This window comes from Pseudoalteromonas espejiana DSM 9414, from assembly GCF_002221525.1.
Taxonomy (GTDB): Bacteria; Pseudomonadota; Gammaproteobacteria; order Enterobacterales; family Alteromonadaceae; genus Pseudoalteromonas; species Pseudoalteromonas espejiana.
In genome coordinates, this window is sequence record NZ_CP011028.1 from 2,362,232 (window position 1) to 2,380,763 (window position 18,532).

Annotated in this window: 16 protein-coding genes and 2 tRNA genes; 10 read left to right on the forward strand and 8 right to left on the reverse strand. The window is 39.1% G+C overall.

Annotation, left to right across the window (positions count from 1 at the left end):
* Nucleotides 1–165: 165 nt before the first annotated feature.
* The 3 genes from PESP_RS10690 to PESP_RS10700 all read right to left on the reverse strand — a co-directional run bounded on the left by PESP_RS10690 (nucleotide 166) and on the right by PESP_RS10700 (nucleotide 3,929).
* Nucleotides 166–804 (reverse strand): chloramphenicol acetyltransferase, encoded by a 639-nt coding sequence (locus PESP_RS10690; protein WP_089349151.1) that lies wholly within the window; start codon nucleotides 802–804, stop codon nucleotides 166–168.
* Nucleotides 805–912: 108 nt separating this feature from the next.
* On the reverse strand, nucleotides 913–1,953 hold the full coding sequence (locus PESP_RS10695) for a Leu/Phe/Val dehydrogenase (RefSeq protein ID WP_089348023.1): 1,041 nt from the start codon (nucleotides 1,951–1,953) through the stop codon (nucleotides 913–915).
* Between the two features lie 449 nt (nucleotides 1,954–2,402).
* The gene (locus tag PESP_RS10700) at nucleotides 2,403–3,929 is read right to left on the reverse strand and encodes a fumarate hydratase (RefSeq protein ID WP_004589406.1); all 1,527 of its coding nucleotides are present in this window, start codon (nucleotides 3,927–3,929) and stop codon (nucleotides 2,403–2,405) included.
* Nucleotides 3,930–4,098: 169 nt separating this feature from the next.
* On the opposite strand from PESP_RS10700, the gene pabB reads away from it, so the two are divergent.
* The 3 genes from pabB to PESP_RS10715 all read left to right on the forward strand — a co-directional run bounded on the left by pabB (nucleotide 4,099) and on the right by PESP_RS10715 (nucleotide 7,505).
* Entirely contained in the window at nucleotides 4,099–5,445 is a 1,347-nt protein-coding gene (gene pabB, locus PESP_RS10705; RefSeq protein ID WP_089348024.1) for an aminodeoxychorismate synthase component I, read from the forward strand.
* 6 nt (nucleotides 5,446–5,451) lie between these two features.
* Nucleotides 5,452–6,027, forward strand: a complete 576-nt coding sequence (locus PESP_RS10710) for an NUDIX hydrolase (protein ID WP_164504418.1) — start codon at nucleotides 5,452–5,454, stop codon at nucleotides 6,025–6,027.
* Between the two features lie 101 nt (nucleotides 6,028–6,128).
* Nucleotides 6,129–7,505, forward strand: a complete 1,377-nt coding sequence (locus tag PESP_RS10715) for an L-serine ammonia-lyase (RefSeq protein ID WP_089348026.1) — start codon at nucleotides 6,129–6,131, stop codon at nucleotides 7,503–7,505.
* A gap of 75 nt (nucleotides 7,506–7,580) precedes the next feature.
* Here PESP_RS10715 and cysB read toward each other — a convergent pair whose 3' ends face one another.
* Entirely contained in the window at nucleotides 7,581–8,558 is a 978-nt protein-coding gene (cysB, locus tag PESP_RS10720) for an HTH-type transcriptional regulator CysB (RefSeq protein ID WP_089348027.1), read from the reverse strand.
* A gap of 292 nt (nucleotides 8,559–8,850) precedes the next feature.
* Between cysB and PESP_RS10725 the strand changes: the two genes are divergently transcribed.
* Entirely contained in the window at nucleotides 8,851–9,609 is a 759-nt protein-coding gene (locus tag PESP_RS10725) for a hypothetical protein (protein ID WP_089348028.1), read from the forward strand.
* Between the two features lie 67 nt (nucleotides 9,610–9,676).
* On the opposite strand, the gene PESP_RS10730 is transcribed toward PESP_RS10725, so the two are convergent.
* Nucleotides 9,677–10,969 carry an NCS2 family permease gene (locus PESP_RS10730; protein WP_164504419.1) on the reverse strand — a complete coding sequence of 431 codons (1,293 nt, stop codon included), beginning with the start codon at nucleotides 10,967–10,969 and terminating at the stop codon, nucleotides 9,677–9,679.
* A 117-nt stretch (nucleotides 10,970–11,086) separates the two neighbouring features.
* Here PESP_RS10730 and PESP_RS10735 point away from each other — a divergent pair, with 117 nt between their 5' ends.
* The 3 genes from PESP_RS10735 (at nucleotide 11,087) to PESP_RS10745 (ending at nucleotide 12,781) form a co-directional block, all read left to right on the forward strand.
* Entirely contained in the window at nucleotides 11,087–11,542 is a 456-nt protein-coding gene (locus PESP_RS10735) for a tetratricopeptide repeat protein (protein WP_089348029.1), read from the forward strand.
* Nucleotides 11,543–11,824: 282 nt separating this feature from the next.
* Nucleotides 11,825–12,259, forward strand: a complete 435-nt coding sequence (locus tag PESP_RS10740; RefSeq protein ID WP_089348030.1) for a SulA-like leucine-rich domain-containing protein — start codon at nucleotides 11,825–11,827, stop codon at nucleotides 12,257–12,259.
* 42 nt (nucleotides 12,260–12,301) lie between these two features.
* Nucleotides 12,302–12,781, forward strand: a complete 480-nt coding sequence (locus PESP_RS10745; protein ID WP_089348031.1) for a YchJ family protein — start codon at nucleotides 12,302–12,304, stop codon at nucleotides 12,779–12,781.
* 74 nt (nucleotides 12,782–12,855) lie between these two features.
* On the opposite strand, the gene PESP_RS10750 is transcribed toward PESP_RS10745, so the two are convergent.
* Together PESP_RS10750 and PESP_RS10755 are read right to left on the reverse strand one after the other, a co-directional pair.
* A complete protein-coding gene (locus tag PESP_RS10750; RefSeq protein ID WP_089348032.1) occupies nucleotides 12,856–13,158 on the reverse strand; it encodes a DUF6172 family protein in 303 nt (100 codons plus the stop codon).
* Between the two features lie 190 nt (nucleotides 13,159–13,348).
* Nucleotides 13,349–13,876, reverse strand: coding sequence for a VC2046/SO_2500 family protein (locus PESP_RS10755; RefSeq protein WP_089348033.1), 528 nt, complete (start codon nucleotides 13,874–13,876; stop codon nucleotides 13,349–13,351).
* Between the two features lie 112 nt (nucleotides 13,877–13,988).
* Here PESP_RS10755 and PESP_RS10760 point away from each other — a divergent pair.
* Nucleotides 13,989–14,073 (forward strand) — tRNA-Tyr (locus PESP_RS10760).
* A 48-nt stretch (nucleotides 14,074–14,121) separates the two neighbouring features.
* A tRNA-Tyr gene (locus PESP_RS10765) sits at nucleotides 14,122–14,206 on the forward strand.
* A gap of 36 nt (nucleotides 14,207–14,242) precedes the next feature.
* Here PESP_RS10765 and PESP_RS10770 read toward each other — a convergent pair.
* Nucleotides 14,243–14,935, reverse strand: coding sequence for a M48 family metallopeptidase (locus PESP_RS10770; RefSeq protein WP_089348034.1), 693 nt, complete (start codon nucleotides 14,933–14,935; stop codon nucleotides 14,243–14,245).
* Nucleotides 14,936–15,199: 264 nt separating this feature from the next.
* Between PESP_RS10770 and PESP_RS10775 the strand changes: the two genes are divergently transcribed.
* On the forward strand, nucleotides 15,200–18,520 hold the full coding sequence (locus PESP_RS10775; protein ID WP_089348035.1) for an MHYT domain-containing protein: 3,321 nt from the start codon (nucleotides 15,200–15,202) through the stop codon (nucleotides 18,518–18,520).
* The last annotated feature ends 12 nt before the right edge of the window (nucleotides 18,521–18,532 follow it).

Below are 18,532 nucleotides of genomic sequence, written 5' to 3' on the forward strand. Positions count from 1 at the left end.
TGCCTTGCCTAAAAACCAAACATACTGCTGCAAATTCAACCATCAAAGATCAACATGCCCTAGTTAAGTAAGCGTATAAGTAAATCATTACAGATTTACTTAAGTTGTCTATTTAACTGAAAATATTACCACAGCAATTAAATACATTGCATTAACTATATTTAATTATTCTTTACAAAAATCATTTATATTATTTTGTAAAACGTTTATAAACTTTGCTACGTGTAAGCCGTCCATTAACGAGTGATGCACATCGATTGATAACGGCATCAAACCGGTCGATTTATCGTATTGGCCAAATACTAATTTAGGGATGCCTAAACTCTCCCCTTCGCTAAATGCATGCGAAAAGCTAGAAAAGTTAAGCCAAGGTAATACTGATATATGAACGAGATCAGCTTGGCCTTCAGTTTGATTAAACGCATCTGAAAATAAAGGCTGAGATTTAGCTGCTTTACTCACCTTTGTGGCACGCGATGAAAATTCAGTAAACGTTGGTGAGTGATTAAAATAACTAAATATAAACGAGTCGTCCTCGCTAAGCTCAACTACACTGGCTCTTACGCTAGTCAATAACCATGGCTTATTATCAATCACCCTTAGCATAATAGGAGAATATTGATGGCAAGCTTTAAGGGTTGCATATACATAAGCTTGAAAAAAAGAGCGGTTATGTTGTTGGCAATACTCAAATAAACGCTGAGCATTAAGCGTTACACATACATTAAAATATGGCTGAGTAAAATTTTTAAATAATTCAAAGTGTTGCTTGCGAGGCCAAGTATCAAAATCAATTGGCTGCATTAAAGCGTTTTTATTAGTCATATTATCCATACGGTTGAAGTTAACGCCATAAAGTATAAACAAAAAAGGCGTACCAAAGTACGCCTTTTTATAAATAATACAGCTAAATTAAAGGCCGTTTTTAATAATCTCTTGAGCTAGCTCATCAGCAATTAAATGCGTTGATTTTTGCTCTTTTTCACTACGCGCAAAAATTTCAGTTAGCGTATCGTATATGCCTTCAACATGCTTATTAGAAGCCACAGCATTGTAACCTTCAGGTGCTGTTTCGTAATAAACGTTTATTATGCCACCAGCATTTATAACGTAATCAGGTGCATATAAAACCCCTTTTTCACGTATAACTTCCCCGTGGCGAGATTGTGCTAATTGATTATTTGCACAACCTGCAATAATCGTTGCTTTAAGGCGTGGTATAGTTTCATCGTTAACCGTTGCGCCAAGTGCACAAGGGGCGTACACATCAACATCAAGGTCATATATTTCATCAATGCCTACCGGTGTTGCACCAAAGTCATTAACTACACGCTCAATAGCAGCTTGGTTTATATCTGTCACAAACAATTGCGCGCCAGCTTCAGCTAGGTGTTTACATAAACCATAGGCAACAGCACCTAAGCCTTGCACAGCCACTTTAATGCCCGAAAAATCTTGATGACCGCGCTGGTGCTGTAACGCCGCTTTTATACCTAAAAATGTACCATATGCAGTAAAAGGTGACGGGTTACCGCTTTTACCTTCAAGGCCTAGCACATAGTTTGTTTCTTTATTCATTAATGCCACATCATCACAGGTAATGTTCACATCTTCAGCTGAATAGTAACTGCCATTTAATCGCTCTAATTGGCGTCCAAAAGCACGGAATAACTGCTCAGACTTAATTTTTTTTGCATCACCAATAATAACTGATTTACCACCACCAAATGGTAAACGTGCTACCGCATTTTTGTAGGTCATGCCCTTAGATAAACGCAGTACATCGTATACTGCGTCTTCATCTTTTGCATAATCCCACATTCTACAACCGCCAACCGCAGGGCCAAGGTTAGTATTGTGTACAGCAATAATTGCTTTTAAACCTGACTCTTCGTCAGAACAAAAAACCACTTGTTCGTGGTTATCAAATTCAGCTTGATTAAACACAGCCACTGTTATTACTCCAAAATAGTTTACCCGTGAGAGGGATGAGCGCTGGAAATTGACGAAACTTTACCACTTCACTTTTAAGCGTGCCACATAATGAGAAGTTAAACCTGTAAAAACCTAACCTTGTGAATTAATAAATCTAAATAGCAATAAAATATGGATATAAAATTCAACAATTGGCAAAAAAGTTAAAGTTAAAACTAACAGCACCATAAAAAAGGCCTCTCGAGTTTACGTGAACGTAAAAGTAACACCAAGTGTAAACCTTGTATTACACAGCTCCGCTCCCAGCAAAGGCGCACAGTGTATAGGTTTATAAAGAAAAAAGCAGATTTACCACAACTGGTCTGAGGTGTTTATTTGAAGGCTAAATTAGCGCTATTTAAATATTTCATAAATAAAAAATAAAAAAGCGAGCCTAAGCTCGCTTTGTATTTAGATTACGTAAGGCTTTATTTAAGCTTACCGTCTAGCTCTTCAATTTTTGCTTTCCAAATTGCAGGACCTTGCGTGTGTGCGTTAGCACCTTCGCTATCAACTGCAACGGTTACTGGCATATCTTCAACTTCAAACTCGTAAATTGCTTCCATACCTAAATCTTCAAAGGCTACAACACGTGCTTTTTTAATTGCTTTTGACACTAAGTAAGCCGCGCCGCCTACAGCCATTAAGTAAACTGATTTATGCTCTTTAATAGACTCAACCGTCGCAGGTCCACGTTCAGCTTTACCAATCATGCCTACAATGCCAGTTTTTTCTAACATCATATCGGTAAATTTATCCATACGTGTTGCTGTAGTTGGGCCTGCAGGGCCTACAGCTTCATCACCAACTGCATCTACCGGGCCTACGTAATAAATAAACTTGTTATCAAAATCTACGCCCTCAGGTAAACCTTCACCAGAGTTAATCATGTCTTGTAGACGTTTATGCGCAGCATCACGACCCGTTAAAATTGTGCCTGAAAGTAAAACGGTTTCACCCATTTTCCACTCACGTGTGTCTTCTTTGGTTAACGTATCTAAATTAACGCGGCGAGTGCCCTCGCCTACTTCAAATGTTACTTCTGGCCAATCTTCAAGCTTCGGCGCTTTTAAATCTGCAGGGCCTGAGCCATCTAAGGTAAAGTGTACGTGGCGAGTTGCAGCACAGTTAGGGATCATTACAACAGGCTTTGAAGCCGCATGCGTTGGTGCCGTTTTAACTTTAATATCCACAACCGTAGTTAAACCACCAAGGCCTTGTGCGCCAATACCTAATTTATTAGCACGTTCAAAAATTTCTAAGCGTAGTTTTTCTTCTGTTGTTTCTGCGCCGCGCTCCATTAGCTCATGAATGTCTACCGGATCCATTAGCGACTCTTTTGCCATTACCGCTGCTTTTTCAGCTGTTCCACCAATACCTATGCCTAGCATGCCCGGCGGACACCAACCAGCGCCCATAGTAGGCAGGGTTTTTTCTACCCATGCAGCTACATCATCTGATGGGTTTAACATCACCATTTTACTTTTATTTTCCGAGCCACCGCCTTTAGCAGCCACCATTACTTCTACTTCACCGCCCGCCACTAAATCAATGTGTACAACTGAAGGGGTATTGTCTTTGGTGTTTTTACGTGTGCCTGCAGGATCTGCAACAATAGAAGCACGCAGTGGGTTATCTGGATTTAAATACGCACGACGCGTACCTTCATCAACCATTTGTTGTACGGTTAAATCAGTTTTATCCCACTTAACATCCATACCTACTTTTACAAAACAGGTAATAATACCTGTATCTTGACACAATGGACGCTTGCCTTCAGCCGACATACGCGAGTTAATTAAAATTTGAGCAATTGCATCTTTTGCCGCTTTACTTTGTTCTTTGTTGTAGGCTTTTTCTAGCGCTTGAACAAAATCAAGAGGATGATAAAAGGAAATATATTGCAACGCATCTTCAATGCTATCAATAAAGTCTTGCTGACGGATTGTACTCATAATGGTTCCTTAAGTTAGCGTTACGCTTTAGCGTAATCTATACCAAACCGGTGACGGTGGTTTGCACTGTTTTAATTACAACGTTGATTTGATACTAAACGCTGCCAAAAAAATTTGACTTATGATACCCTCCCAGCCCGTTTCGAGCCAGTTCTTAAAGGGGCAGTAAATGCTAAACAATGAAAAAAATTGTGTAAAATTAGCCATAACACAAAACTGCATTGATGTTTTCGCGCATTTTGCGCATTTACCCTATGCCGTATTACTAGACTCAGCTAATAGCGAGCACATAAATAGTCGCTTTGATATTATTGCAATAGAACCAAGTAGCATTTTAGAAGTTGATAACAATCAAAGTTTTTTAAATCAACAGCCTGACGCGCGAAGCCCATTTAGTATCATGAACGCTGAGCTAAATAAGCTCAGCTCACAAAAGGCAGCGAATAACTTACCCTTCAATGGTGGTTGGCTTGGTTATTTTGGCTACGATTTAGGGCGTATTATTGAAAACATCCCTACTACAGCTGCCCACGATATCACTCTTCCACAAATGGCCGTTGGGTTGTATGTTGATGCACTTATATATGATAAGCACCTACAAAGCTGGTTTTATGTATCGCAGCCAAAGGTGAATCGCTTAGCGCTGTATGAGCAACATTTAGCTGAAAAAGTTAACAACACTGACTTTGCGCTCACCACCGATTGGCAATCAAACATGAGTGAGCAAACATATGCCAAAAAGTTTGCACATATAAATGCTTATCTTAAAAGTGGTGATTGCTATCAAATTAATTTAGCCCAGCGTTTTAATGCCGGTTTTAAAGGCAGCCCGTGGCAAGCATATAAAAAATTACGCGATGCTAATAAAGCACCTTTTTCTAGCTTTATAAACCATCCCCGCGGGGCAATATTATCAATCTCGCCAGAGCGTTTTATTGCCGTTAATAACAATATTGTTGAAACCAAGCCGATTAAAGGCACTTTGCCACGCATGGCCGATGCAATAGCCGATCAGCAACAAGCTAGAGCACTTGCAAGCTCCACTAAAGATCGCGCTGAAAATGTCATGATAGTTGATTTATTGCGCAACGATTTAGGTAAAGTAGCCAAGCCAGGCTCTGTAAAAGTACCCTCATTATTTGCCATTGAAAGCTTTCCTGCCGTGCATCATTTAGTAAGCACAGTAACCGCAGAACTTGAAGAGGGTAAAACGGCGGTTGATCAACTTGAAGCGGCTTTTCCAGGCGGCTCAATTACCGGCGCACCCAAAATTAGAGCCATGGAAATAATTGAAGAACTTGAGCCCCACCGCCGCAGTATTTACTGTGGTTCAATTGGTTATTTAAGTGCCTGTGGCAATATGGATACCAGCATCACAATTCGCACTTTAGTGTGCCATAACCAGCAGATTTACTGCTGGGCCGGTGGTGGTATTGTGGCTGATTCTAAAGTCGAATTGGAATACCAAGAAACATACGATAAAGTGAATAAAATACTTCCTTTATTAACACAGTAGGTCGCTTTGAATAGTGAACACATTATGGCGCGGTTTCAGTTAAGCCCTACAGCTGCGCCAAATCAAATAAAAGATACCCGTAAAAAACGCGCAAGTGCCGTTATGCTGCCTATTATTGATATTGATAATCACGCACATATTTTATTGTGTAAGCGCCCTACTTACTTACACCATCACCCTGGTGAAATTTGTTTGCCAGGTGGTAAGTTTGAGCAAAACGATAAACACCTGCGCACCACAGCGATTCGAGAACTTCACGAAGAGCTTAATATAGCGCCAAGTAATGTAACAGTGCTGGGCCAACTGCCACAATACTCTACGCTTACAGGTTTTAGCATCAGCCCTTTTGTTGGCTTGCTTGATAAAAACACACTGTGGAAGAACGACTACAACGAAGTTCAGGCTAGTTTTTTGCTCTCACTGACTGAACTAAGTAAAGCAGATAATTGGCAGCCATTGCCTTTTCAACGCTTTGGTAAAACTATTACCCTACAGGGGTTTAGTACACCTCATGGGTTACTGTGGGGGGCGACGGCCAGCATTATAAAAAACTTTACAAAACAGCTTGCCCTACCAGTTTAAAACTTACTTCCAAATAGTTACATAATTAGTAATTAACGTTATGATACTCGACCGTTCAAAGAACAGCTTTCTAGCTGAGTAGATAAAGTAGAGACCCATATATGATCAGTGCATTTGATATGTTTAGCATTGGTATTGGCCCATCGTCGTCACATACTGTTGGCCCAATGCGCGCCTCGCGTTTATTTGTTAATGACCTACAAGAGCAACAATTATTATCACGCGTTACCGATATAAAAGTAGAGCTTTATGGCTCACTAGGCCAAACCGGTGTTGGCCACGGATCTGGTAAAGCCGTTATATTAGGGCTTGCCGGATACGACCCAGAAACAATCGATGCCGATTTAGTTGACGATATCCTTGCCACTATCGAAAAAGAGCAAGTGATATACCTAAACCAAACTCATAAAGCGAATTTTCCTAAACAAGGCGCGATTGTATTTCATCGTCGTAAAACCCTACCTAAGCATTCAAATGCAATGGAAATTATTGCATCTCATAATGGCGAAAAAGTATATAGCAAAGTGTACTACTCGATTGGTGGCGGCTTTATAGTAACCGACGAAGAGTTTGAAAACGAAAAACAAGCAGCGCTTGATATACGTGAACAAAACCCAGCACCGTATCCTTTTGAAAGTGCCAAAGATTTATTAGAGCTGTGTAAAGAGTCAGGCTTTAGTGTATCTACATTAATGATGCACAACGAAAAAACCCTACGAAAAGAAGATGACATTAAAGACGAGCTATTTAATATTTGGCAAGTAATGAAAGCCTGTATAGAACGCGGAATGCGCACAGAAGGCATATTACCCGGTGGCTTAAAAGTAAAACGCCGTGCGCCAAGCTTGTACTTAAAACTTAATGTAGAAGTAAGTAACGACCCACTGCGTGCGATGGACTGGGTTGATTTATTTGCCCTTGCCGTAAACGAAGAAAACGCAGCTGGTGGACGCGTTGTAACAGCCCCAACCAATGGCGCTGCGGGAATACTGCCTGCCGTGCTAATGTACTACCATACATTTATTAAAGAAGTAGACCGCGATATTGCTACCCGCTACTTATTAACCGCTGCGGCTATTGGTATTTTATATAAAAAGAATGCTTCTATTTCAGGTGCTGAAGTAGGTTGCCAAGGCGAAGTAGGTGTTGCGTGCTCTATGGCTGCAGGTGCCCTTACCGAAATTGTTGGTGGTAATGTAGTGCATGTTGAAAACGCTGCCGAAATTGGTATGGAGCATAACTTAGGGCTTACCTGCGACCCTGTTGGCGGTTTAGTTCAAGTACCGTGTATTGAACGTAACGCAATGGGCGCAATTAAAGCCATTAATGCCTCTCGTTTAGCTATTCGTGGCAGTGGTGAGCAAAAAGTATCGCTCGATAAAGTAATTAAAACCATGCTCGACACCGGGAACGACATGAAAACTAAATACAAAGAAACTGCACGCGGTGGCCTAGCGGTAAACATTATTGAATGTTAATAAAGCGCTATAAACAAAAAAACCGCGTAGTTTTTAACTACGCGGTTTTTTTGTATTTATATAATTAGGGCCTTACTATTTTACCGGCAGTTCAATGTCGGCAAATAACGCATCAACATCTTCTTGATTTCGTAATAAGCTTGCACGCTCTACGCGCTCTTTGGTTAAATGCGGTGCAAAACGCTCAATAAAGTCATACATATAAGTACGTAAAAAGCTGCCTTTTCTAAAGCCAATTTTAGTTGTACTGGCTTCAAATAAATGGCTTGCGTCAATGCACACTAAGTCGGTATCGCTTAACTGATCTACCGCCATTGAAGCAACTACACCAACCCCTAGCCCTAGGCGAACATAAGTTTTAATTACATCGGCATCGGTTGCAGTAAATACTATATGTGGCTCTAAGCCATGAGCATTAAATGCTTTATCAAGCTCCGAGCGCCCAGTAAAACCAAATACATAAGTAATAAGTGGGTACTGCGCTATATCTGCCACCGACAAGCTATCTGCTTTTTGTGCTAATGGGTGGTCTTTTGCCACCACAATACTGCGATTCCAATGATAGCAAGGCAGCATAACCAAATCTGAATATAAATGCAGCGCTTCTGTAGCAATCGCAAAATCAGCATCGCCCCGCGCTGCTGCATCCGAAATTTGCTGAGGTGTACCTTGATGCATGTGTAGTGACACCGCTGGGTATTTTTTCATAAACCCCTGAATCACACTTGGCAGTGCATAGCGGGCTTGAGTATGCGTAGTGGCAATATTAAGCTTACCCTGATCAGGTAAAGTATGCTCGTTAGCAACGGCTTTAATGCCCTCTACTTTAGAAAGGATTTCGCGCGAAATATTTATTATTTCTTCACCGGCCCCTGTAACATGCGTTAAATGCTTTCCACTGCGGCCAAAAATTTGAACACCTAACTCATCTTCTAGCATGCGAACTTGCTTAGATATACCAGGCTGTGAGGTAAATAAACTCTCAGCGGTAGCTGATACGTTTAGCTTATGATTTTGAACTTCTACTATGTATCTAAGTTGTTGTAATTTCATGGTTGCAGTTTTAACGTTGTTATTAGGCTGATATGAAGGTAGTAAGCCATAAAACCAAGTTTAATTTACATAATACTTGCCTATGTGGATGCTTCTACCTACATTATTTAGACGCTAAGGCTAGCATAATAAATTCGCTTCAGGTAGCGATGTTTATTCAGGTTCAACTTATAATACATTATTCTTATATCTAATTTTTAACATATTTTTAAGTTAATCAGCGCAAAGCTACCCTGTAACCATATATTTGATGTAATATAAAAAAATAGATTATGAATCCGAGAATTAAGCCATGATCGTTTCGATTATAATTGTGCTTATAGTCGCACTCATTGTGATTGCACTATGGGTAAGCGCTGTGCAACAGCATAAAGAAAAACAAGAAACAGAACGTCGCAAAGAACTAACAAAACAAAAAGCGATAATAGAAGAAACTGAAGAAGCGCTTATGAACAGTGCTAATATCCCGCTTTCTGAAAATATTATACGTGTTTTACAGCGCCGCTCTTATGAAGCGTTAAGCTCAATGGTAAACCATTCACCTAATTCTAAAGCATTAAAAAACAGAATGAATGAATCCAAAGAGCAGCTTAGTAACCCTGTGCAAGGTAATAACAGTGATAACCTCTCTTTGCCAAGTAACGACAAGCAACTTGTAGCGTTAATTCAAGGAATTAAAAAACTGAGAGTTATTTTACGCTCAGAGCACAGTAAAGGCCGAGTAGATAGCCAAGTATTTGGTGGCGAAGATAAACGACTTGAAAAATTACAGCTACGGATAAATATTGAAAGCCAAATTAAACGTGGTTTATCTGCACGCTCAGCAAGTATGGTTGGTTCTGCAAGACAATACTTCGAAAAAGCATATGCAACATTAAGCGCAGTTACATACTCTGATGAATACGTAAATGCCAAACGCCAAGAAGTTGAATCGTACTTAGAAGAAATTAGCACAGAGCTAAAAGCATCAAACGCCACAGCACTTAAGAAAAAAGCAGAGGCAGAGCAAGACGATTTAGACGTATTATTTGCCCCGAAAAAGAAGTGGTAAAATCAAAATACAAAAAAGCCCATACACTACGTATGGGCTTTTTTATGTCAGTTAGCTGGTATCTTGTTTAAGATAAAAATGCGAACTTAATGATAAATAACGACGTTAAAATCCACACGCTCACACTTACCTGATCGCGCTTACCACACAATACTTTAACAGCAGTATACGAAATAAAGCCAAGTGCAATACCATGTGCAATAGAGAATGTAAGTGGGGTCATTAACAACACAACACTAACTGGTATTGCATCACTCATATCATCCCAATTTACAAACTTTAGATTTTGCAACATTAACACAGCAACATATAAAATTGCCCCAGCGGTTGCATACGCAGGCACCATTTGTGCAAGTGGTGCAAAAAACATCATTAACAAAAAGCAAATACCTACAACTACCGCAGTTAAACCTGTACGACCACCCACAGATACGCCCGCTACAGACTCAATGTAAGAAGTAGTTGTAGAAGTACCCAACATTGCACCTGCAATAGTGGCGGTACTATCGGCACTTAGAGCACGACCTAAGCGAGGCATATTGCCTTTTTCATCTGCTAAGCCGGCTTTTTGGGTAACAGCCACTAACGTGCCCGATGTATCAAACAAATCAACAAACAAAAATGCAAAAATAACACTTAACATTGACAGCTCAAGCGCTGCGGCAAAATCAAGTTGCATAAAAGTAGGTAAAATTGATGGTGGCATAGAAACAACACCGTGGTACTCAACTAAGCCTAAACTCAAGGCAATCCCTGTAACGAGTAGAATACTAATAAGTACACCACTTTTAATATCGCGATAAAGTAATGCTGCAATGACGAAAAAACTTAAAATAGCTAACAAAGGGCCTGCAGAGGTAATGTCACCAAGCTGCACTAATGTAGCAGGGCTTGAAACAATAATACCTGCATTTTTAAGGGCTATTAGTGCTAAAAAAGCGCCGATACCTGTTGCAATAGCTTGTTTTAAAACCAAAGGAATAGCATTTATGATCCACTCCCTCACTTTAAACAAACTTAAAATTAAGAATATACAGCCCGACATAAATACCGCACCTAATGCAGCTTGCCAGCTATAACCCATTCCTAAAACTACACCATAAGTAAAAAATGCGTTAAGGCCCATACCTGGTGCAAGTGCTAGAGGGTAATTAGCCCATAAGCCCATGATGAAACAGCCAATGGCTGCGGCTATACACGTTGCTACAAATGCAGCGCCCTGATCCATACCAGCTTCGGCAAGCATTGCAGGGTTTACAAAGACAATGTAAACCATAGTGATGAACGTGGTGATACCTGCGATACTTTCGCGTCGCACGTTGGAGTTATTTTCGCGGAGTTTAAATAGAGCTTCGAGCATAATAGACTTGTGGTTGTAAAAAGTGACGAGATTTTACCATAAAATTAAGTATAAACAGGACATTTTACCTTGCGATATACTAAACTGTTGACGTAGAAACTATAAAAAAGAAAAAATATGATAAAGACTCAGCCTAGCGGACAAGATTTAGAGCAACAATTAGATAATATTTTAAACTTTGTAACACAGCCTAGTAATGAGAGCAGTGAAAGTAATGAGGGGGTCAGTGAGCAAACAACCCTTAACAAAGCATTGTATTATTTAAAGCATGACCAACCTGCACTGGCTGCGAAATGGATGAGACTTGCCGCAATGGCTGGAAATAATAGAGCTCAATTTTACTTAGGTTTGTTTTTTGTTAAAGGCCAAGGTGTACCAAAAAGTGTATTTCATGCTGCTGCGTGGTTAAGTTTAGCCAGCAGCCAGGGATATGAGCCTGCAGTTGCCGCATTAGATGATTTAAGAAAGTATATAGATACTAAGCGCTTAAAAGACGCACAGTGCTATGCTGCCAGTTTATATGAACAAATACACCAAATACAGTTTGCTCACCTAATTCCTAAAAATGATTAACCTTTGCATGCTGTTACAAATACTGTATAGATCTACATTAATTACTGTATAACCCTCAATAAAGTACTGTATACATTTTTTCTACTCTATACAGTGCTATAAAAACCGCTGTTATTCGCACTTCACCATAAAATTATAAACTATTGTAAAATAACAGTTATTTATAAATTTTAGTTTCAAAACATTAAAACTTGTATAAAAAATAACAAAAAACACTTGCACACAACAACTGTATAAACTACTGTATATGGGTACTGTATATAAACCCAGTGAGTGAGACCTATGCTACAGCCAATTACCGTAAGAACCGTTAAAAGCTACCAACAACATGATGAAAGCGAGTCAGTAAACTTAATTAAAGTAGAAGATGAAATTTCTGCGACATTTGAGATGCTTAAAGTGTTGCACCAATACAATAGCTCAAACGCGTGGACCTTACTAATAGCGCCCGACCATGTACCAAGTAAAGCCTTGCTAGATAGCTGCTCTATAGATACCAGCAAACTGCTTGTTATAAGACAAAAGCATTTAGTGAACTTAGAATATGTGCTTAACTCTGCACTTCATAATGGTAACTTTGCAGCTATTATCACTTGGACAGACATAGTAAGCGAACAACAACTTGTTAATTTATCGCTCAATCTAAATAAAAGAAGTGCTAAGCTATTTTGCTTTACCAAAAAAACTAGCACTGCATCGATATCACTTACTCAATAAGCTTGTTAAAATACATTTTTGACTAACGTTATTTAGTATTTTATGAGTGTAACCAGTACAAGTACTTGCCCATGCAACAGTCAGCTTAACTATGGAGACTGTTGCGAGCCCTATCATTTAGATTTAAAAATACCCGATACACCTGAGCAACTAATGCGCTCACGCTTTTGTGCATATGCATTAAAAAAAGCATCTTATGTATACAAAACTTACGCACAAGAAAAGCAGGCCGAAAACCCAGTAAAAGAAATAAAAGAATTTGCCGATAGCTGTCGGTTTGTAAAACTCACCGTAAACGATACACACTACGACGCACACAAAGGCTACGTGGAATTTAAAGCAAATTACTTTTACCAAAATTTATATTGCGAACTAAATGAAAAATCTGATTTTGTGAAAGAGAATAGTCAATGGCGATATCTTGACGGGGTAATAAACCCAGTTGCGGATATAAAAGTAGGAAGAAATGACAACTGCCCATGCGGCAGTGGTAAAAAATATAAGAAATGTCACAGCCTGTAAGCTGCCACTTAAGCTTGCTTATTAAAACAAAAATGGACCATTAAGGTCCATTTTCAGTAACAGCTATTAGCTATTTACTCATCATCATCTAGATCGAACGATTCACGCTGTGCTGGTCTAGCTAAAATTTCAACATAGAATGAAGTTAGCTCTTGCTTTTCAACTTCACTAATTTTGTTGTTAATTTCAGCCACATGAACAACTTCTGCATCATCAGCGTTAGTACCAAATTTACAGTCAAACGCCCAGTAATCAGCTTCAACAGGTAGCGTTTTATTGCGCTCTCTTTTCAAATATTTTTTCACTTCATGCTTTGCAGCATCAACCATACGAGGGTATTTGATTTTCTCATGATTTAGCGTGAATGTTTTCTTCATTACGTTCCTAATTACCTTGATTTAATGATAATGGCACTCAAGTCATACCATTTGCAGCCATTATAGCAATTGCATTTAATTTGTGGATGATTTTTTTAAACAAAAAAGGGAATTGTTCTATTAAACGGTATTAACATAGATGGAATGAATTAATTTTTTAGTGAATATATACTATTTTCTCAAACCAACATTATGCACTGGCAAGTAATAAAGGCTTATGGACTGCGTCATTATTTAAATCATCGTAAAAAGCAGCAGCATCCATTTGCGGATTCGTTAAATCCGTGTGCTTTTTCGCAATACGCCTTCGCACCGATAATTCACAGTTATCAATTATCGTTAACGGGATATGCGTTTTATCATCTCTAATTGCAAGCGGCTCTGGGTTTAAGTACTGAGTAAGCTTAATATTTTTCATTCCCGTAGCTACGCCCTGCTCATAAATAGTTGATGAGTGTGTTTGCCCAATTAACATATCAAACTGTTCAGGAGCTAGTAGTTGCTTAGGGCCTGCACCAAAGCGTTTTCTTAATGTCTCTTCGTCTGTGTAATCATTATGCATTTCACTTTTTGGTAAGTGAAATTCACTAAAATCCAATGCGTCATGCGACAGCATAGCTAGTAAAAGTGAAAACTCGCCTCTACGATTTTCGTGCACACTTTTATTTAATCTAGTCTTAAGCTGACTCTCTGTGATTAACAAATCATCGATTTGCATAGTCTTTAGCCGATTATGGTAACTGGTAGATATTTATCGGCTTTATTTCAATTTTCTTTAGCTTTTTTCTTTACTTAAATACGCAGTTTGCTATTATCAGCGCCGTTGCATTGGAGGGGTTCCCGAGCGGCCAAAGGGATCAGACTGTAAATCTGACGGCTCAGCCTTCGCTGGTTCGAATCCAGCTCCCTCCACCACTTTTCTTACCGCTAAGTTAAGTGGGGCCAAATGTAACAAAATAGTGTGGAGGGGTTCCCGAGCGGCCAAAGGGATCAGACTGTAAATCTGACGGCTCAGCCTTCGCTGGTTCGAATCCAGCTCCCTCCACCACTTCTACTTTCTTTTCTAGTTAATTCTATTTTAAATCTAATTATCAAACTCCCATTGTAAACTGGCACCATTTTGCTTTAACCACGCTGATGCAGATTTATAATCTGGATAAAATTTACCTACTCTGCTCCAAAACGCCGCGCTGTGATTATGATACTTCAAGTGGGCAAGTTCATGCACAATGACATAGTCTATAACGTGTGTTGGTGCACCAATCAAATTTAAACTAAATGTGAGCTCTCGACGAGAGTTGCAACTTCCCCACTTTCGCTTATAAGCCCCAAACGTCAATTTTGTAGGTAAAGCCTCTGTCATAAGCTGACAATAATAAGCTAATCGCATCTCTATATATGCTGCCAGTTTTTCCTCTAAAGCTTGGCAAAGCAGTTGTTGGCGTTTCTGTGATAACTTTTTCACCCGTGTTGAAGTGTATATCGTTAATACGTCATCACTTTGTTCAACATAAGAGCTTGCTGATTGCTTAAAAACCAACGTATGTGGCTTTTCAAAAATCAAAACTTGGCATTGTTTTAATGGCCGCTGCTGCTTATCAATAAAGTTAAGCTGCTTATTTAGCTGAAGGTCTACCCACGCTTGCTTGATTTTTAGCCATTGCTCAATACTTGTTTTAGACACATGCATAGGTGCGTATACGGTTACTACCTTTTTACTAACTTTAATTGCGACCGTTTTACGCCTTGTGCTGCGCTTTAACTGATATTCAAACAACGTTTATGCTCTTAGAAGAATAAAAACGTTATTATAAAGCCTTATTGACCAAATGCAGTTATAAACTTAAAAAATGTAACTCATTACTTTTAATTAGCTGCTGTAAAATTATTTTAAACTTTTTATACATAGTAATGGCAACTGTTAATAAACGTACCTTTTAAAAAAATACTGCAACCAAAAGTGCTAAATTATTGGATTAAAAGTTTATTTATTAATTAAATACATTAAACTAGTACAATAATAACGCAATTTTGAGCCTCTATGCTGTCTGCATTTTTTATAACTGATCAAGACCCCAGTCTAATTCTTAATGGTGTGTATAATCCTGTATTGGTCAGCTTGTCGGTTATTACCGCTATTTTTGCTGCTTTTTTTACTGTCTGGTTAGTTGATGTAGCCAAGCATACTCAGTTTCCTAGTTACAAGCGCTTAGCGAATGTAACGGCTGCCACTGTTTTGTCGGCTGGGATTTGGAGTATGCATTTTATTGGCATGCTCGCATTTTCGCTGTGTACTGATATCAGCTATGATCCAGCTATTACTGTATTATCTTTTTTACCTGCGTTTGTATCTTGCCAGTATGCATTTTCCATATTAGTAAAATCTAAAAGAACATTTAAGCACCTCTTTATTTGTTCTATTTTACTTGGATCTGGTATTGGTACTATGCACTACAGTGGTATGGCGGCCATGGAGCTTGCACCTTTGCTGCGCTACGATCCAATTACATTTGGTTTATCTATTTTAGTGGCTGTGGGCTTATCTTTTATTGCCCTATTCACGCGTTACAATTTAACGCGAATATTACCTAAATTATCAACAATTCAGGCCCGTATTATTACTGCCACAATTCTAGGTTCTGCTGTAGCAGGTATGCATTATATGGGCATGGCTGCCACTCGTTTTGTTGCAACCTCTCCCATACTCCCCCAATACGATGGCTCAACTACCGAGCTTACCTTTGTAGCCATTGCAGTAGCCACCGCAACAGTCGCTATTACCTGCGTAATAGCAGTGATAAACGGTATGGTTAGATATCGCTTACTGTTAGAAGAAAAATCAGCAGATGAATCGCGTCTAAATGCAATTTTAGGCACCGCGATTGACGGTATAGTCACAATTGACCACACCGGCACTATATTAAGCTTTAACGATGCTGCTACAAAAATATTCGGCTGGAGAGAAAACCAAGTACAAGGCCATAATGTTAAAATGCTGATGGCTGATGACATTGCTCGCCACCATGATGGCTACTTATCAAATGCTAAAAATATAGACTTAGGTAAAGTTATTGGCATAAACCGAGACGTATCAGCAAAGCATAAAAATGGTCATTTGTTTCCTATTCGCTTGGGTATTGGTGAGGTTAATCAGCCTGGTCAAATGCCTTTATACGTTGGCTTTATTACAGACCTAACAGAACAAAGAGCTTTGCAACAAAGCCTTGTTGAAAAAGAGCAAAAATACCGTTCATTAATGGATAATATGCCAGGTGTCGCGTTTAGGTGTAAGTACGATGAAAATTGGAGCATGTTATTTATAAGCCCAAATATTGCTGAACTAACCGGTTACTCGCCTGATGAATTTACCGAAAGCTGTATTGAATTTAATGATTTAATTTTAAAAACAGACCAACAAGCCGTAAATGAAGCCGTTAAAGAGGCAATGGATGCCTGTTTAAAATATTCTGTTGAATACCGTATTCGTCATCGTAATGGCAAAATATTATGGCTATTAGACAAAGGCAGCTTTACGTGTGATGAGCAAGGTAACCCACAGTGGATAGATGGTGTTTTAGTTGATATTACCGAGCATAAAGAATACGAAAGCAAGCTAGAGCAAGCAAAATTGCAAGCTGAAGAGGCAGCACAGGCAAAACAATCTTTTATGGCAAATATGAGCCATGAAATTCGTACTCCCATGAATTCTATTATCGGCTTTAGCGATTTGCTCATGGATACGCCGCTTAATCAGGAGCAACAAAAGCATCTTGTTACTGTAAATAATGCAGCACGCTCACTGTTAAGACTACTAAACGAAGTACTTGATACAGCTAAGCTTGAACGAGGAAAGCTCACTATTGAGCCTATCCACTTTAGCTTAAAGCAAGTGCTAGACAGTATTATTTCTACATTTTGGCTTGAGGCTAAAAAGAAGGATCTCAATTTAAAGTTAACGATTAAAGAGTCCGTTGCTAGCACCTACTTCGGTGACCCAGATCGCTTAAGACAAATCTTAACAAATTTAATTGGCAACGCGATTAAATTTACCGAGCAAGGCTCTGTTGAGCTAACTGTCAGTACAACGCAAACCGATCAACTGTTCTTTGAGGTTCAAGATACCGGTATTGGCATTGCAAAAGATCGCATTAAAGCCATATTTCAACCCTTTGTTCAAGCTGATGCCACAACTACTCGCCGCTTTGGAGGCACAGGGCTTGGTACAACAATTAGCAAACAGTTGGTTGAACTTATGGGCGGCACCATAAACTTAGTTAGTGAAGAAAATAGAGGCACTTGCTTTTATTTTTCACTACCTTTAAAACAAGGTGATGCTAAAAAGATTGATCATTTTGAAGGGCTGCATACACAACTCCCATCATTAAGAGTTTTAGTTGTTGATGATATTGAACAAAATACCGAGCTGCTCTCGTTACTGTTATCAAAAGATCAGCACCTAGTCAGCAAGGCTGGTAATGGCTTAGAGGCTATTGAAATATTTGAAAAACAAGACTTTGACGTCATTTTAATGGACATTCATATGCCGGAATGTGATGGCATTGAAGCAACGACTAAAATTAGAGAAATAGAAAAGCAAAGGCAACTTAAGTTTACCCCTATCATTGCACTTACAGCGAGTGTGTTACAACAAGACAAACTAACCGCTAAAAAAGCCGGCATGAATGGTTTTGCTAATAAGCCTATTGATATAAATCAGCTCAACCAAGAAATTGCCCAAGTACTTGGACTTGGGCTTGCCAAAGAAATGGTCATAGCACAATCTGACCCAAATGCTAAACATATAGATTTTGACAAAGGCGTTATTCTATGGGGCTCTAAAAGTAAACAGCTGACCGAAATTACTAAGTTTATCAACGATAATAGTCAAAAGTTTGATTCGCTATTTAGTGTTAGAATAAATGAAATAGACAATGCTGCCGGCACAATTCATACCTTAAAAGGGGTTGCTGGCAACCTTGGCCTTATCTCTTTAATGAAACTATTAAGCCAATTAGAGCGTACTAAACAAAATAGTGAACTTACAAGTACATTAGATGCCTTAAAAGTAGAGCTAGATACAGTAACGTCGCTATTAAAAACAAATGAATGTGCAGCAACTACAAGTAACAAAAGCTCAGAGCCTTTGCCTGATATTTCAAGCCAAGCGTTAAACGAAATGTGCGCAACCCTTTTACAAGATGCACTTAACGCAGAGCTAAACGATGAGCTTTTGTCACAGCTACAAACTAACGCGCCGTCATCATTTTCAGCTGATATTGATAAAATAGTGGCTGCGTTTGACGATTTTGACTTTGAGCAAGCTCAGCAGTACTTACAAGAATTAATAGAGAAAACAGATTAATAATGAGAACTT

Bases quoted from the DNA above. Each gene is read 5' to 3' on its own strand.
- PESP_RS10700 (WP_004589406.1), bottom strand. From the start codon at position 3,929: ATGAGTACAATCCGTCAGCAAGACTTTATTGATAGCATTGAAGATGCG.
- cysB (WP_089348027.1), bottom strand. From the start codon at position 8,558: ATGAAATTACAACAACTTAGATACATAGTAGAAGTTCAAAATCATAAG.
- PESP_RS10745 (WP_089348031.1), top strand. From the start codon at position 12,302: ATGAGTGTAACCAGTACAAGTACTTGCCCATGCAACAGTCAGCTTAAC.
- PESP_RS10750 (WP_089348032.1), bottom strand. From the start codon at position 13,158: ATGAAGAAAACATTCACGCTAAATCATGAGAAAATCAAATACCCTCGT.
- PESP_RS10755 (WP_089348033.1), bottom strand. From the start codon at position 13,876: ATGCAAATCGATGATTTGTTAATCACAGAGAGTCAGCTTAAGACTAGA.
- PESP_RS10740 (WP_089348030.1), top strand. From the start codon at position 11,825: ATGCTACAGCCAATTACCGTAAGAACCGTTAAAAGCTACCAACAACAT.
- PESP_RS10690 (WP_089349151.1), bottom strand. From the start codon at position 804: ATGCAGCCAATTGATTTTGATACTTGGCCTCGCAAGCAACACTTTGAA.
- PESP_RS10725 (WP_089348028.1), top strand. From the start codon at position 8,851: ATGATCGTTTCGATTATAATTGTGCTTATAGTCGCACTCATTGTGATT.
- PESP_RS10715 (WP_089348026.1), top strand. From the start codon at position 6,129: ATGATCAGTGCATTTGATATGTTTAGCATTGGTATTGGCCCATCGTCG.
- PESP_RS10730 (WP_164504419.1), bottom strand. From the start codon at position 10,969: ATGCTCGAAGCTCTATTTAAACTCCGCGAAAATAACTCCAACGTGCGA.
- PESP_RS10735 (WP_089348029.1), top strand. From the start codon at position 11,087: ATGATAAAGACTCAGCCTAGCGGACAAGATTTAGAGCAACAATTAGAT.
- pabB (WP_089348024.1), top strand. From the start codon at position 4,099: ATGCTAAACAATGAAAAAAATTGTGTAAAATTAGCCATAACACAAAAC.
- PESP_RS10775 (WP_089348035.1), top strand. From the start codon at position 15,200: ATGCTGTCTGCATTTTTTATAACTGATCAAGACCCCAGTCTAATTCTT.